The sequence below is a fragment of the Clostridium sp. genome (assembly GCF_036642255.1).
Classification (GTDB): Bacteria; Bacillota; Clostridia; order Clostridiales; family Clostridiaceae; genus Clostridium_J.
In genome coordinates this window covers 25953-41226 of sequence record NZ_JAVWDJ010000027.1, presented here as the reverse complement: position 1 = coordinate 41226, position 15274 = coordinate 25953, and the positions used below count along the sequence as shown (strand labels likewise).

Annotated in this window: 13 protein-coding genes and 1 riboswitch; all 13 genes read left to right on the top strand. The window is 32.1% G+C overall.

Annotated features, from left to right (window positions below; translation table 11 throughout):
• Positions 1-23 precede the first annotated feature (23 nt).
• The 13 genes from RR409_RS14175 (at position 24) to RR409_RS14115 (ending at position 15201) form a co-directional block, all read left to right on the top strand.
• Positions 24-2387 (top strand): transglutaminase domain-containing protein, encoded by a 2364-nt coding sequence (locus tag RR409_RS14175; RefSeq protein ID WP_332558424.1) that lies wholly within the window; start codon positions 24-26, stop codon positions 2385-2387.
• Between the two features lie 131 nt (positions 2388-2518).
• Positions 2519-3355, top strand: coding sequence for a Cof-type HAD-IIB family hydrolase (locus RR409_RS14170; RefSeq protein WP_332558423.1), 837 nt, complete (start codon positions 2519-2521; stop codon positions 3353-3355).
• A 266-nt stretch (positions 3356-3621) separates the two neighbouring features.
• Entirely contained in the window at positions 3622-4089 is a 468-nt protein-coding gene (gene trmL, locus RR409_RS14165) for a tRNA (uridine(34)/cytosine(34)/5-carboxymethylaminomethyluridine(34)-2'-O)-methyltransferase TrmL (protein ID WP_332558422.1), read from the top strand.
• A gap of 11 nt (positions 4090-4100) precedes the next feature.
• Positions 4101-4949, top strand: coding sequence for a DegV family protein (locus tag RR409_RS14160; protein WP_332558421.1), 849 nt, complete (start codon positions 4101-4103; stop codon positions 4947-4949).
• A 482-nt stretch (positions 4950-5431) separates the two neighbouring features.
• Positions 5432-5545, top strand: a riboswitch (glycine riboswitch).
• Positions 5546-5665: 120 nt separating this feature from the next.
• Entirely contained in the window at positions 5666-6043 is a 378-nt protein-coding gene (locus RR409_RS14155) for a GrdX family protein (RefSeq protein WP_332558420.1), read from the top strand.
• Between the two features lie 14 nt (positions 6044-6057).
• Entirely contained in the window at positions 6058-6984 is a 927-nt protein-coding gene (gene trxB / locus RR409_RS14150; RefSeq protein WP_332558419.1) for a thioredoxin-disulfide reductase, read from the top strand.
• Positions 6985-7075: 91 nt separating this feature from the next.
• Positions 7076-7405, top strand: a complete 330-nt coding sequence (locus RR409_RS14145) for a thioredoxin family protein (RefSeq protein WP_332558418.1) — start codon at positions 7076-7078, stop codon at positions 7403-7405.
• Positions 7406-7489: 84 nt separating this feature from the next.
• Positions 7490-8776 (top strand): glycine/sarcosine/betaine reductase component B subunit, encoded by a 1287-nt coding sequence (locus RR409_RS14140; protein ID WP_332558417.1) that lies wholly within the window; start codon positions 7490-7492, stop codon positions 8774-8776.
• Positions 8777-8828: 52 nt separating this feature from the next.
• Complete coding sequence (grdA, locus tag RR409_RS14135; protein ID WP_332558416.1) at positions 8829-9296, top strand: glycine/sarcosine/betaine reductase complex selenoprotein A; 468 nt, start codon at positions 8829-8831, stop codon at positions 9294-9296.
• Between the two features lie 88 nt (positions 9297-9384).
• Complete coding sequence (grdB, locus tag RR409_RS14130; protein WP_332558415.1) at positions 9385-10692, top strand: glycine reductase complex selenoprotein B; 1308 nt, start codon at positions 9385-9387, stop codon at positions 10690-10692.
• 180 nt (positions 10693-10872) lie between these two features.
• A complete protein-coding gene (gene grdC / locus RR409_RS14125) occupies positions 10873-12411 on the top strand; it encodes a glycine/sarcosine/betaine reductase complex component C subunit beta (RefSeq protein ID WP_332558436.1) in 1539 nt (512 codons plus the stop codon).
• A gap of 120 nt (positions 12412-12531) precedes the next feature.
• The gene (gene grdD, locus RR409_RS14120) at positions 12532-13695 is read left to right on the top strand and encodes a glycine/sarcosine/betaine reductase complex component C subunit alpha (RefSeq protein WP_332558414.1); all 1164 of its coding nucleotides are present in this window, start codon (positions 12532-12534) and stop codon (positions 13693-13695) included.
• A 414-nt stretch (positions 13696-14109) separates the two neighbouring features.
• Positions 14110-15201 (top strand): BMP family ABC transporter substrate-binding protein, encoded by a 1092-nt coding sequence (locus tag RR409_RS14115; protein ID WP_332558413.1) that lies wholly within the window; start codon positions 14110-14112, stop codon positions 15199-15201.
• Positions 15202-15274 lie beyond the last annotated feature (73 nt).

Sequence of the window (15274 nt, the reverse complement as noted above, 5' to 3'; positions counted from 1 at the left end):
TTTAAAAGAAATTAGGTGGGATAATGGATAGATTAAAAGAAAAACTCGTAAAAATTTTTATAGTTGTGATAAATTTTATATTCTTCCTTAAATTATTAAAAGAAAGTTTTAAAATTGAGGATTTTGATTATGCACTAATAGGATTATTATTAATTTTTGGTATATTAATTTCATTATTTTATACCTTCATTTTAGATAAGAGAAGGTATAAAATTATTTTCACATTGTCATTATTAGTAATTAGCGCAATCTTATTTTATAAATATAAAGATAATGTATTTAATTATATCTATAAAGATTTTATAAATAATATTTTGGTATTAAATAATAAACTATTCAACAAAAAAACTACTTACTTCTATGAATATAAAACAATATTTTTTGTGCTTATTCCCTTGTTAGTAAGCTGCTTAATTACACTTGCTAACCTATGGAAGAATGTAGTAATCTTTTTTAATTTGGCTATAATGACATGTTTTTGGTATCTAGTTTTTCATGAAACCGTATTAGATAACATTTACTATTTTCTTGTAATTTCCTTAGTAACTCTATCAATTACAGCCTTCATGAAAAAGATAGAGGAATTTAAAAATAAAGAAATAAAAGTTAATATAGATATAAAACAAATAGCTTTATATTCCACTGTAATTGCGTTAATTATAATTCGATTGGTTTCTATTCTTCCACAAAACCATAGTGGGGAGAATATTACACAAATTGTAGACTTTTTTGAAAATAGATATGCACCAGGAAAAGGTGTAGGGAATTTTAAAAATGCTTTCTTAGGAGAATTTAATCTTAGGCAATCTGGATATAGTGATACAGAGTCTATATTAGGAGGTCCATTAACAATAAATAAAAAAGAAGTGTTTAGAGTAAGCAGTGATAAACCTTATTATTTAAAAGGGGTAGTTAAGGAGTTTTATTCAGGAAGCTACTGGTCTAATATTGAGGAAGCTGCAATGGGAAAAACTAGGGACTATGATTTTAAAAAATCAGATTTAAAGTCCCCAGGAGAAGGAGAATCTGATGATGCAATAAAAGCTACAATAAAAGAATTGGAAATTTTCCCATCAAAAAACTTAAACTCAACATCTTTTTTTACTCCGAATAATGCTTTTGATGTAACTAGTGATCTTAAAGGAATATTTTACACAAAAATACCAACATTTATGGCAGACATAGAAGTTAGAAATCCCTATAAGGTTAAGTTTTTTAGCTATAGTAATTATGAAAACTATGTGGAAGGCATACAAAATAGGCCTAATTCAGTTTCGGTAAAAGAGGAAGGGTATACCTTTCCCATTAGGTATTATGGTGAACCCTATTTAAATTATGAGAAACGAATTGGGGAAATGGAAGCATCAAGTGATGAAAGAAGTCAAAGAAATAAAATTCTAATCGGGTATGAGGGTTATTTTCAGTTAGACTCTAATATACCAGCGGAAGTGTTTGATATATTAAATCAAATTCTAGATAGTACTAACAAGGATAAGAATAAATTATCTAATTATGAAAAGGCTCTAACTATTAGAAATTATTTAACTAAAAACTATCCATACAGCTTAAATGTTTCGGAAGTTCCCAAAGATAAAGATTTTGTATATCATTTTTTATTTGAAGAAAAAAAGGGGTATTGTACCTATTTTGCATCGGCAACTACCATACTATGTAGAATAGCAGGAATTCCTGCTCGATATGTAGAAGGTTTTAAAACGCCAGATAATACTGATGGTAATGGAAGGTATGTAGTTACAAATGCCGAAGCTCATGCATGGACCGAAATTTTAATTAATCCAGACAAAGATTTATGGATAGTTGTTGACCCTGCAACAACACCCACAGAATTTGAAGAGTTAAATAATACTAACACTGATGAAGAAGACAATGATGAATCAGCTAGCTCCGATGAGGATAATCCAAATGTACAAAAACCTAACAAAGAGAATCCTATGGAAGAAGAACTGGATGATGGAACTGATGATGATATAGGTAAATTAAATAATAAATTATTCTCGTATATATCAATTATCGTCACAATTATACTTTATTGCATTTTTAGGGCGTTAAGACTAAAAAGAAGAATGAGTATTATATGCAATTCTTCTAGTGTTATTCCACTTTACGAATATTACTTAGATAGGTTAGAAAGTGTTTATATGTGCAAACCAGAAAGTTTAGGAGATTTGGAATTCGTTGAAGGCATAAAAGAATGGAATATAAAAGAAAAGCTAAGTAAACTGGCAAACTTTTCTTATGAAGAATTTTATGGTGAAACATTAAGAAATGATATAGATAAAAAAGAATATTTAGATTTTATTGAGGCCTATGTGAAAGTCAATAGTGGAAAAATCAGTTATATTTTGAAGAAATATTTTGGATCATAGAGTAACCTACGAAAAAGCTTGGTTTATAAAGAAAAGTTCAGATTCTATTTAATGATTAATGAGCGGTGTAATGATATAGTTTATTTATGATTAAATAAACTATATCATTAATTATAACTAAGGAGGAATTTATGAAATATAAATTAGTATGTTTAGATATGGATGGTACCTTATTGAATTCTGAAAAAAAAATAAGCGAAAAAAATCTTTTAGCAATAAAAAGAGCCCATGAATTAGGAGTAAAAGTTGCAATTTGCACAGGTAGAATTTTCACTTCAGCATATTATTATGGAAACTTAATAGGTGTTGAGGCTCCTATCATTGCATCAAATGGAGCCTATATCCGCGAAAAGGATAGGAATGAAGTTATCTACAAAGCTATATTGGGGTATGAGAATTGTAAGGACATACTTTCGATTTTTGAAAAATATGATATTATACCCCACTTTTTTACTAGTGATACTATATTTGCTGAAAAGTTAGCTTATTTTTCACAGTACTACAGTGAAGCTAATAAAAAAATGCCGAAGGAAAACCAAGTTGAAATCAAAATTACTACTGAATGGGAGAAGATATTTAAGGAAAATGAACTAGAGATAATTAAGGCTGTGGCAGCTGATGAAGATTTAAATAAGATCCTAAGGGCTAAGGAAGAAATTAAAAAACTTGGAACGCTTGAAGTTGTTAGTTCATCACAAAATAACTTTGAAGTAATGAGTAAAGAAGCTTCAAAGGGAAGAGGTGTTGAAATTCTTTCTGATTTTTATGGGTTACATCCTGATGAGATAATATGTATCGGAGATAATGAAAATGATATTTCTATGATTCAATTTGCAGGATTAGGGGTAGCTATGGGAAATAGTGACAAAAGTGTAAAGGAAATTGCAAATTACATCACTTCAAGCAATGATGAAGATGGGGTAGCGAGGGTTATTGAAGAATTTATCCTTCAAAATAATAATAACTAAGGAATACTAATAATTATATATAGTGGTAAATATAAAAAAATAAAATTAAGGTTAAATATTTGAGAAAAAGAAAATTTATTGCTATTACTGTGTAATCATATGTATGTTTAGAAAAATATCTCTAGAAAAACTAAAATAAATCACACAAATAATTGTTACTTATACATTATTTAATCATAAGTGAATATAGTTCTTAATAAGAACTTTACTAAAAACTATATTTAGAGTATTATAATCCTAAATAATGTTCTTTAGGAGGCAGCGCTGTGAATTTAAATATAGTATTATTTCAACCAGAAATACCACAAAACACAGGGAATATTGGAAGAACCTGTGTGCTAACAAATTGTAAACTACATTTAATTAAACCTTTGGGATTTAGTTTAGACGAGAAGGAAATTAAACGTGCTGGATTAGATTATTGGCCACAACTCCAGCTTGAAATACATGAATCCTATGAAGATTTAAGAGAAAAATATAAAAATGGGACTTTTTACTTTTGTACTACAAAGGGAGAAAAGTATTACCATGAGGCTCAGTTCAAAGAAGGGGATTTTTTAGTGTTTGGAAGAGAATCTAAAGGTTTGCCTGATTATATTAGAAACGATAATAAAGACAATTTGATCAAGGTCCCTATGATTAATACAAGTAGTAGATCACTAAATCTTTCAAATACTGTGGCAATCATTACTTACGAAGCACTTAGACAAATAGAATTTCCTAATATGAAATAGGGGGGGATTTAATGAATAAAATTAAAATTATTACCGATAGTACTTCGGATTTACCTAGAGCATTAACGGAAAAATATGAGGTTGATGTAATTCCACTAGAAGTTACTATAGATAATATTAGTTACCTTGATGGGGTAGATATAACTTTAGAAGAATTTTTAGAAAAAATGGACAAAGCTAGTGAGATGCCGAAGACCAGCCAAATAAATCCAGGAAGATTCTTAGATGTGTACAAAAAATATTTAGACGAAGGATATGAGATAATTTCCATACATCTATCTTCAAAGATGAGTGGCACGTTTCAATCAGCAAAGATGGCTAAAGAAATGCTTAATACTGAAAATATTCATATTATTGACTCAAAAAATGTAACTTGTGGGTTAGGAATATTGGTGCTTAAAGCTTGCAAATTAAAGGAAGAAAATTATGATGTTGAAAAAATTTGTGAGGAAATTAACAATGCCATTCCAAGAGTTAAAAGTGCATTGAACTTTGAATCCTTAGATAACCTAGTAAAAGGTGGGAGATTATCAAAAGCTCAAGGTTTAATAGGTGGACTGTTAGGCATTAAGCTTAACCTAACTATAGATCAAGGTGAAATTGTCGTTAGAGATAAAGTGAGAGGGAGTAAAAAGGCTTTAAGATATATACTAGATTACCTAGATCAATGTGGAATATCTGAAGAAGTGTCTCCGATGGTTTTAAATGCCGCTGCAGATAAGGAGAATTTAGAAGTTTTAGAAGGAATAAAAAATTACCTAAAAGAAAAACAAATAGAATATATTGAATCGGAAGTTGGGTGTGTTGTTGGAACTCATTCAGGCAGAAACGCTTGTGCCATATTTTTTATTGAAAAATAACATGTGAAGTGTAGGACTTATTTTATAAAATTATTAAATGATTATTAGTTTTTAGCCAAATTTAAGTGTAAGATAGACTCTATTTTAAAAAACTTCATTTACATAGTAGCAACCTTCTATGAAAGGGAGTTAAATAAAAAACCTGAAATAAATAGTTTAAATTATTATAGAGGCTCCTTAATCTTTTGTTTTTCAATTAAAGATTAAGGAGCTAATTTATTTTGATGAATAAAATGTACTCATCTTAATAAAACTATTAAGGAACTAAAATTGAATAAAGTAGTTTCCTTGCATCTGTAAAAAATATGTTAAATTTGTTTATAAAAAGTTTATAATTTAGTAATATTCTTAAAATAAACTTAAATCATTGATATTTTTATAACAACTATAGAGAAATCAAATACAGAATTTTAAAATAAATGTAGAAGTTTCACTTAGAATATTGTATACTGAGCGTGTAAGTTAAGTGAATATTCTAATGGATGATGTTTTCGGGAGATGATCTGAAGCGAAAAACGCAAAGATAGCCGAAGAAGCAAGTAGTTATTTAGCCAAATAATTATGAAACTCTCAGGCAAAAGGATCGAAAATGGACATAACTCTGGAAAGCTTAAGCACCGACGGAGTAACACTCTCAGGTTCAAATACAGGGCGTATGGCAAGGGAAACTTTGTTCATGTGTCTTTTTTTGTGCGTTAAAAAAGGAGCTGTTTTAAGTGATTGAACCATTATTTATAGTAACAAACAATCCTATGTCAAAAGAAAAATTTCAAGGAAAGTATAAAGTGCAATATATTGATGGGCCCGCTATGGAGGTCTTGAAGACTGTTAGAAACTTTATACACACAGGTCACAGACTTTTAACTCATCCACTAATGGGGAGTGTAAAACCAAACGAGACACCATATAGAACCGTGTGTGTTTCAACAGAAAAACTACAAGGAATAGATATGCAGTCTTTAGAGTTTATAGAAAATTCTATCATAACTACAGAGAAATTTTTAAAAGATTTTAAAACTCCAACATGGAGTGAAAAAATATTATTAGACTTTCAACTAATAGATTCAGATCTAATAGACCATGCTATAAATTAAAGGAGGTAATACATATGTCACAAATATTCGATACTATAATAATTGGTGGAGGTCCTGCAGGATTATCAGCTGGATTATATGCTGCAAGATCAAGAATGAAAACTTTAATAATTGAAAGAGCAAAATACGGTGGTCAAGCGACTACTACGGATGAGTTGGAAAATTATCCAGGCTCAATAGAAGATTGTACTGGAACTTCATTAAGCCAAAGAATGAGAAAACAAGCTGAAGAATTTGGAACAGAATTTGTAAAAGATGAAGTTGTAGAGGTACAGTTAGAGGGAGCTATAAAAACAATTAAATGTAGAAAAGGTGAATACCAAGCTAAGACTATTATCATAGCTACTGGTGCAACTCCAAGACTTGGTGGATTTAAAAATGAAATTGAGTTAAGAGGAAAAGGAGTATCTTACTGCGCAACTTGTGATGCTGACTTCTTTACTGACTTAGACATAGCAGTTATTGGTGGTGGAGACTCTGCTATAACTGAAGCTATTTACCTTGCTAAGTTTGGTGAAACAGTTACTGTTATTCACAGAAGAGATTCTTTAAGAGCAGCTAAATCGCTTCAAGAAAAGGCATTTAATAATCCAAAAATTAAATTTATCTGGGATTCAGTTCCTTTAGAAGCTAAGGGTGAAGAAATACTAGAATCTTTAGTGATTAAAAATGTTAAAACTGAGGAAGTTACTGAACTTGCTGTAAACGGATGTTTCGTATTTGTTGGTTATTTACCAATATCAGAGTTATTCAAAGGTAAAATAACAATGACAGAAAGAGGAGACATCATCACTGATGAAGAGATGAGAACTAACATTCCAGGAGTTTTTGCAGCTGGAGACGTTAGAGAAAAATCTTTAAGACAAGTTATAACTGCTGCTGCGGATGGTGCTATTGCTGCAACAAATGCTGAGCATTATATAGAAGGAAACTTACACTAAAATCTTAAATTACTGTTTAAATAGTAATAATAATGGAAAATATAAGCATTAGGGAAACTATGCTATATTATTTGAAAGGTAGGTAAATACAATGTTAGAATTAAACAAAGATAATTTTGAGTCAGAAGTTATTCAAAGCGAAAAGCCAGTTTTTGTGGATTTTTGGGGAGATAAATGTGAAATTTGTATCGAACTAATGCCAGGAGTTCACGGATTAGAGCCAAAATACGGCGATAAAATAAAATTTGCTAGCTTAAATATTGGTGGATCAAGAAGAGTAGCAATAGCTCAAAAAGTTCTTGGATTACCAACAATGAAAATATACAATGGTGGAGCATGCGTAGAAACAATTACTCCTGACAAAATTGCTACACTAGATGATATTGAAAACTTCATAAAAGCATACTACGAAACTTTATAATTAATGCTTATAAGACGAGGAGGATATACCTCCCGTCTTCTAATAAAACATAAATAAACCTATTTATTCTAGGAGGTGAATGTTTTGCGTCTAGAGATTGGAAACATTATAATAAAAGATCTTCAATTCGGACCAGAAACAAAAGTTGACAATGGAGTTCTTTATGTAAACAAAGAGGAATTACTAAAAGAAGTATCTGGAGATGAAAGAATCGCTAGCATAGATTTTGACATAGCAAGACCAGGTGAGGAAGTAAGAATAATTCCTGTTAAGGACGTAATTGAACCAAGAGTTAAAGTTGAAGGAGATGGGGGAATATTCCCAGGCTTCATCAGCAAAGTTGATACAGTAGGATCAGGTAGAACTCACGTTTTAAAGGGTGCTGCAGTAGTAACAACTGGTAAAATAGTTGGATTCCAAGAAGGAATCGTTGACATGTGTGGAGAAGGTGCTAAATATACACCATTCTCAAAAACAAATAACTTAGTAATTATTTGTGAACCAAAAGATGGAATACTTCAACATGACCATGAAGAAGCAGTTAGAATGGTTGGCTTTAAAGCAGCAGTTTACCTAGGAAAAGCTGGTAAAAATGTTGAGCCAGATGAAGTAAAAACTTTTGAAACATTACCAATTTTAGAGCAAGTTAAACAATATCCAGAGCTACCAAAAGTAGTTTATGTTTACATGCTTCAAACACAAGGATTACTACATGATACATATGTTTATGGCGTAGATGCTAAGAAAATCATACCAACATTCATTTACCCAACTGAGGTATTTGACGGTGCGGTAGTTAGCGGAAACTGTGTATCTGCTTGTGATAAGAATCCATCATACGTTCATATGAATCACCCAATAATCACTGATTTATATGAAAGACATGGAAAAGATTATAACTTCTTAGGAGTAATAATCACAAATGAGAATGTATACCTAGCTGATAAAGAAAGATCTTCAAACATGGTTGCTAAGTTAGTTGAATTCTTAGGAGCAGACGCTGTAATAATTTCTGAGGAAGGCTTTGGAAATCCAGACGCTGACTTAGTAATGAACTGCAACAAAGTTACTGCAAAAGGAATTAAAACTGTTCTTGTAACTGATGAGTATGCAGGACAAGACGGAATGTCTCAATCTTTAGCAGACTCAACTCCAAAAGGAGATGCAGTAGTAACTGGTGGAAACGCTAATGAAGTTGTTATACTACCAGCTATGAAGAAAATTATTGGGCATATTTCTGCAGCTGACATCATCGCTGGTGGACACATGGGAAGCTTAAGAGAAGATGGAAGTATAGAAGCTGAAATTCAAGTTATCACTGGAGCAACAAGTGAAGTGGGATTTAACTACTTAACTGCAAAAGGATACTAATACGAAGAATTATTACAAATCATAAATTTCATAAGGAAAAGGAGATAGAATTATGTTACAAGGAAAAAAAGCTATTTGTATAGGCGATAGAGATGGAATACCAGGACCAGCTATTGAAGCTTGTTTAAAATCAGCAGGAGCAGATGTAGTTTTCGCATCAACAGAATGCTTTGTGTGAACAGCTGCAGGTGCAATGGATCTGGAGATCCAACAAAGAGTTAAAGATTTAACAGATAAATATGGTGCTGAAAACATGGTAATTGTTATAGGTGGAGCAGAAGCTGAAGCTTCAGGATTATCTGCTGAAACAGTTGCAGCAGGAGACCCAACTTTTGCAGGTCCATTAGCTGGAGTTGCTTTAGGTTTATCAGTTTTCCACGTAGTTGAACCAGAAATCAAAGATGAATGTGATGAAGCAATCTATGACGAACAATGTGGAATGATGGAAATGGTTCTTGATGTTGATTCAATTATAGAAGAAGTTAAATCAGTAAGAGACCAATATTGCAAATACCTTTAATTTTAATAGATTCAACCGAAATTAAAAAATTGATCTGAAGGAGTTTAACCTTTATAAAGGTCAATTCCCATGAAAGGGGGAAAAACGCATGTTAAAAATTGTTCACTATATAAACCAATTCTACGCTGGAATAGGCGGAGAAGAACAAGCACATATTAAACCAGAAGTTCGTGAAGGTTTTGTTGGACCAGGTATGGGACTAAATGGTTTATTACAAAAAGAGGGTGCAGAAATAGTTGCTACTGTTATATGCGGAGACTCTTATTATGCAGAAAATACAGAAGAAGCGCAAAAAGAAGTATTAGAAATGGTTAAGAAGTACAGCCCAGACTTATTCATAGCTGGACCTGCTTTTAACGCTGGAAGATACGGAGTTGCATGTGGAGATATATGTAAAACAGTTAATCAAGAGTTAAATATACCAGTTTTATCTGCAATGTATATTGAAAATCCAGGTGCTGATATGTACAAGAAAGATGTATATATAGTATCAACTAGAAATAGTGCTGTTGGTATGAGAGATGCTCTACCAAAAATAGCTAAACTTGCAACGAAATTAATGAAAAATGAGTTAATAGGTTCTCCAGCAGAGGAAGGTTATATCGAGAGAGGTATAAGAAAGAATTACTTTGCTACAGAAAGAGGATCTAAGAGAGCTGTTGATATGCTTGTTAAGAAGTTAAAAGGAGAAGAATTCGTAACAGAATTCAAAATGCCTGACTTCGATAGAGTTGAGCCAGTTGCTCCAATTTTAGACATAACTAAAGCTAAAATAGCTATAGTTACTTCTGGTGGTATTGTTCCAAAAGGAAATCCAGATCACATAGAATCTTCTTCAGCTTCTAAAATTGGGAAATATGATATAGAAGGAATAGATGATTTAACATCTGAAAACTTCGAAACAGCTCACGGTGGTCATGACCCAGTGTATGCTAACAATGACCCAGATAGAGTTATTCCTGTTGATGTGTTGAGAAACATGGAAAAAGAAGGAAAAATCGGTAAGTTACACAGATACTTCTACTCAACTGTAGGTAACGGAACAGCTGTTGCTTCTTCTAAGAAGTTCGGTGCTTTCGCTGCTCAAGAGTTATTAGCTGATGGTGTAGATGCAGTTATATTAACTTCTACATGAGGAACTTGTACACGTTGCGGAGCAACGCTAGTTAAAGAAATAGAAAGAGCTGGATTACCAGTTGTACATATGTGTACAATAACTCCAGTATCAGTAACAGTTGGAGCTAACAGAATACTTCCAACTATAGCTATTCCTCACCCACTTGGAAACCCTGCATTAACTAAGGAAGATGAATATGCTTTAAGAAGAAAGCTTGTTGAAGGCGCTTTAAAAGCATTAGAAACTCCAGTAGACGGACAAAAGGTTTTCGAAGTTTAAAAAGATCTAATTTTATATATAAATAATTGGGGGACATTAAGTTCCCTAATTATTTATAATTGTATGCACATTTCATAATGTATAATTTGATATTGGTTATAATATCTAAGTAATTATATATCATGAATTGTGCATGAATAAAAATAAATATTGCACATTAATAAGGGAGGTTGGAACATGATGAATTTTCCAGTAATTAAGAAAGCATCTTACATTTTAGTAAATACTCCAGATATGGTGATACATAATGGAACTACACAAACTTTAGAAAGAGAAACAAATCCTAACTCAGAGTATTTACAAAATTTAAAAAACCATTTAAGACCGTTTGAAGAGGTTGTTGCTTATGCACCAAATCAAACTTATATAGGAAACTTAACACCAGAGCAATTAGAAGAAATGCCAAGACCATGGTTTGGTAAAAATGTTGATCATTCTAATAGGTTTGGTAAATTTGGTGAAGTAATGCCTCAAGATGAATTCTACGGATTAATGAAAATATCTGACGTATTTGATCTTGTAATATTAGAAGCATCTTTTGCTGATAAAATTAAAGAAAAATTAAGTGCACATCCATTAATAGCTGCGAAGGCAGAAAAAATTGTTGGTGATACTATAGAAAAAGTTCAAGATTTAGTTAATAATTCAGGTGCTGAAGGTCTTTATCAAGATGGAGCTTTAATTGGTTGTGTAAGAAGAGCACATGAATTCGACCCAAATCTTTCAGCTCACTATATGTTAGAAAATTTAGCTGTTAAAGCATCAGGTGTTTTAGCTGGAATGCACTTAATAAACAACTTAGATATACCAGTAAATGAAATTGAATATATCATAGAGTGTTCAGAAGAAGCTATTGGTGATATGAACCAAAGAGGTGGTGGAAACATCGCTAAAGCAATCGGAGAAGTTGTTGGATTAACTGGAGCAACAGGAACTGATATGAGAGGATTCTGTGCAGGACCAACTCATGCTCTAGTAAATGCAGCATCACTTGTTAAAAGCGGAATATTTAAAAATGTAGTTGTTTTAGCTGGAGGAGCTACAGCTAAGCTAGGAATGAATGGAAAAGATCATATTAAGAAGAATATGCCTGTACTTGAAGATTGTTTAGGCGGATTTGCAGTACTTGTTTCTCAAAATGATGGAGTAAGCCCAATACTAAGAACAGATGTAATAGGAAAACATACTATAGGTCACGGAGCATCACCACAAGCAGTTTTAGAAGCATTAGTGCTTGATCCTTTAACTTCAGCTGGATTAAAAGTTACAGATGTTGATAAATATGCTCCTGAAATGCAAACTCCAGATATAACAGAACCTGCAGGAGCAGGAGATGTACCTACACAAAACTATAAAATGATTGGTGCATTAGCAGTTAAAAAAGGACAATTAGACAGAAAAGAGCTTCCTGAATTTATTAAGAAGCATGGTTATCCAGGATACGCACCAACTCAAGGACACATACCTTCTGGTGCTCCAATTATAGGACACGGTATCGATCACATCAAAAATGGTGTATTAAATAACTTTATGATAGTTGGAAAAGGAAGCTTATTCTTAGGAAGAATGACAAACTTATTCGATGGAATTTCTATATTAGTAGAAAAGAATACTGGAAAAGTAGAAGAAAATAATGGAGTAAGCAAAGAAGAAGTTAAATCAATGGTTGCTGATGCAATGAAAGATTTTGCAACTTTCTTAACTAACGCTAATCAATAAGCATTTGCCTTTTTAGGATTAGTGATAAAATTTGCTAATTGAAATAATTTAACTACAAGAATTATTTTATATTCCCTCTAAAATTTTAGAGGGAATATATTAAAGAAAAGGGGTGTAAACATGAGCCAAAATTCTACGAAAGCAATGATTGCTGAAGTATTTAATGATATAGCTAATGGAATAAAGAGTGGACAATTTAAGAAAAAAGTTAGAATAGGTCTAACTATACTGGGCTCTGAGCATGGAATTGAAGAAATGGTAAAAGCTGCTGAACTTGCAAAATCAAAATATGGTGATTTTGATATAGTTTTAATAGGAACAAAGGTAAGTGATGACTTTGAAACTATAGAAGTGCAAACAGCAGAAGAAGGTCATAAAAAGATGACAGCAATGTTAGAAAATGGCGAGTTAGACGGTTGTGTGACTCAGCATTTTGATTTCCCAATAGGAGTATCAACTGTTGGAAAAGTTACTACTCCAGGTAAGGGTAAGGATATGATTGTTGCAACTACTACTGGTACAACTTCAACAAATAGAGTTGAGGGAATGGTAATGAACGCAATATCAGGTATAGCTGTTGCAAAGGCTAATGGAATTAAGAATCCAAGAGTTGGAATACTTAATCTAGATGGAGCTAGACAAGTTGAGAGAATATTAAAGGAAGTTCAAGATAATGGCTATGACTTTAAGTTCACTGAATCTTTAAGAGCTGATGGTGGAGCAGTAATGAGAGGTAATGACCTTTTAGCAGGAACACCAGATGTCATGGTTTGTGATTCCTTAACAGGAAATTTATTAATAAAAATATTTTCATCCTTCACAACAGGAGGAAACTATGAAACAGTTGGAGCAGGTTATGGTCCTGGTGTAGGTGAAAATTACGATAAGCTTGTTAATATAGTTTCAAGAGCTTCAGGAGCACCACTTATTGCTGAAGCACTAAGATACTGTGCAACTTGCGCTGAAAATAAAGTTCTTGATATAGCTAGAAGTGAGTTTAAAGCGGCAAATAAGGCTGGGTTAAAAGAAGTTATTGAAAAAACAACTAAAAAGGCTGGAAAAACAGAAGTAACTGAAGAGGTTAAAATGCCAGCAAAGAAGGTTGTTACTTATTCAATAGCTGGAATAGATATACTTGAGCTTGAAAACGCGTGTAAGACACTATGGAAAGAAGATATCTATTCTGAAAGCGGAATGGGATGTACTGGACCGATAGTTCTTGTACCTGAAGAAGACAGCGAAAGAGCAATAGAAATATTAAAAAAAGCTGAATACATGGCATAAAAGAAATAACTGGACAATATTGTCCAGTTATTTCTTTTAAAGAATCTGTATAAATAACTGTTAACAATTTTATGCTGGTTCTGTGAATAACAGTATTTCCTAGGTTTATTTCACTAGGATAAACATTCTTTAGTAATTAATAAATAATAGAGCTTAGCATGACAACACATTTAAAATTTAAAGTCTATTTTTCAAAATGAGTTGTAATTATTCATAAAAACAGTACATACAACATATTAATTAATACAAATGAATATAAAAATCAACATGAAAGATATAAAAGGTATAAAATCTATAAGTTTTACTAAAAATATTTTTAAGAGAATAAAAAGATAAAAGAAGGAATTTTACACTTCGTGTAGAATAATACATTGTTGGGACTAAAAGGTTTCTAAATTATAGGAGGTAAGAATTATGAAAATGAAAAAAATAGTTGCAATGTTAACAACAGTTGCAATGACAGCTTCTTTATTAGTAGGCTGCGCATCAGGGAAAACTGGAGATGCTGACAAAGCACCTGCTGGAGAAACAAAACAAGTTATAATTGGACTATCAACTGATGAAGGTGGATTAAATGACAAATCCTTTAATCAATCTGCTAATGATGGAGTTAAAAAAGCAGAAGCAGATTTCAAGGTAAAATATACACCTATTGAATCACAGAAAAAAGAAGACTATCAACCAAACCTACAATCTCTAATCGACAATGGTTCGAATTTAGTTCTTGCAATTGGATTCCAAATGTTTGATGCAACTACAGCTGTTGCAAAAGCTAATCCAGATGCAAAAATAGCAATCATTGACTCTATTGTTGATGCTCCAAACGTATCATCAATTACTTTTAAAGAACACGAAGGTTCTTTCTTAATGGGAGTTATTGCAGGTAAAATGACTAAAACTAACAAAGTTGGTTTTATAGGTGGAAAAGACTTCGATACAATTAATAAATTCGAAGCTGGATTTGCTGCTGGAGTTAAAGCAGTTAACCCTGCTGCAGCTGCAGGATTATTAAGCTCAGATGGAAAAACTGCAGGAACAACTGTAAAATATGCTGATTCTTTTGCTGATACTAACAAAGGTTATGAATTAGCTAAATCATTATATGAAGGCGGATGTGACGTTATATACCATGCTGCAGGTGGAGTTGGTATAGGAATGTTTAAAGCTGCTAAAGAATTAAAAGATGCTGGCAAACAAGTTTGGGCAATCGGAGTAGATATGGACCAATCAATCACAGTGCCAGAATATGCTGATGTTATTCTTTCTTCAATGATCAAAAGAGTTGACGTTGCTACTTATAACGCTGCTAAATCAGTAGTTGAGAACACATTTAAAGGTGGTCATCAAGATTTAGGAATTAAAGAAGGCGGAGTAGGAATGGCTGAAACAACAAACAAAAACACTCCAGAAGATGTTTTAAAAGTTGCTAAAGATTATGAAAAACAAATTTTAGATGGTAAAGTAGTAGTTCCAGCTAACAGACAAGGAGCTATGGATTTTAAATAAATCTTTACGATATAAATCTAAAATAGTATAATAAAGGCTAGATGTTTATGCATCTGGCTTTTTTTGAATAATA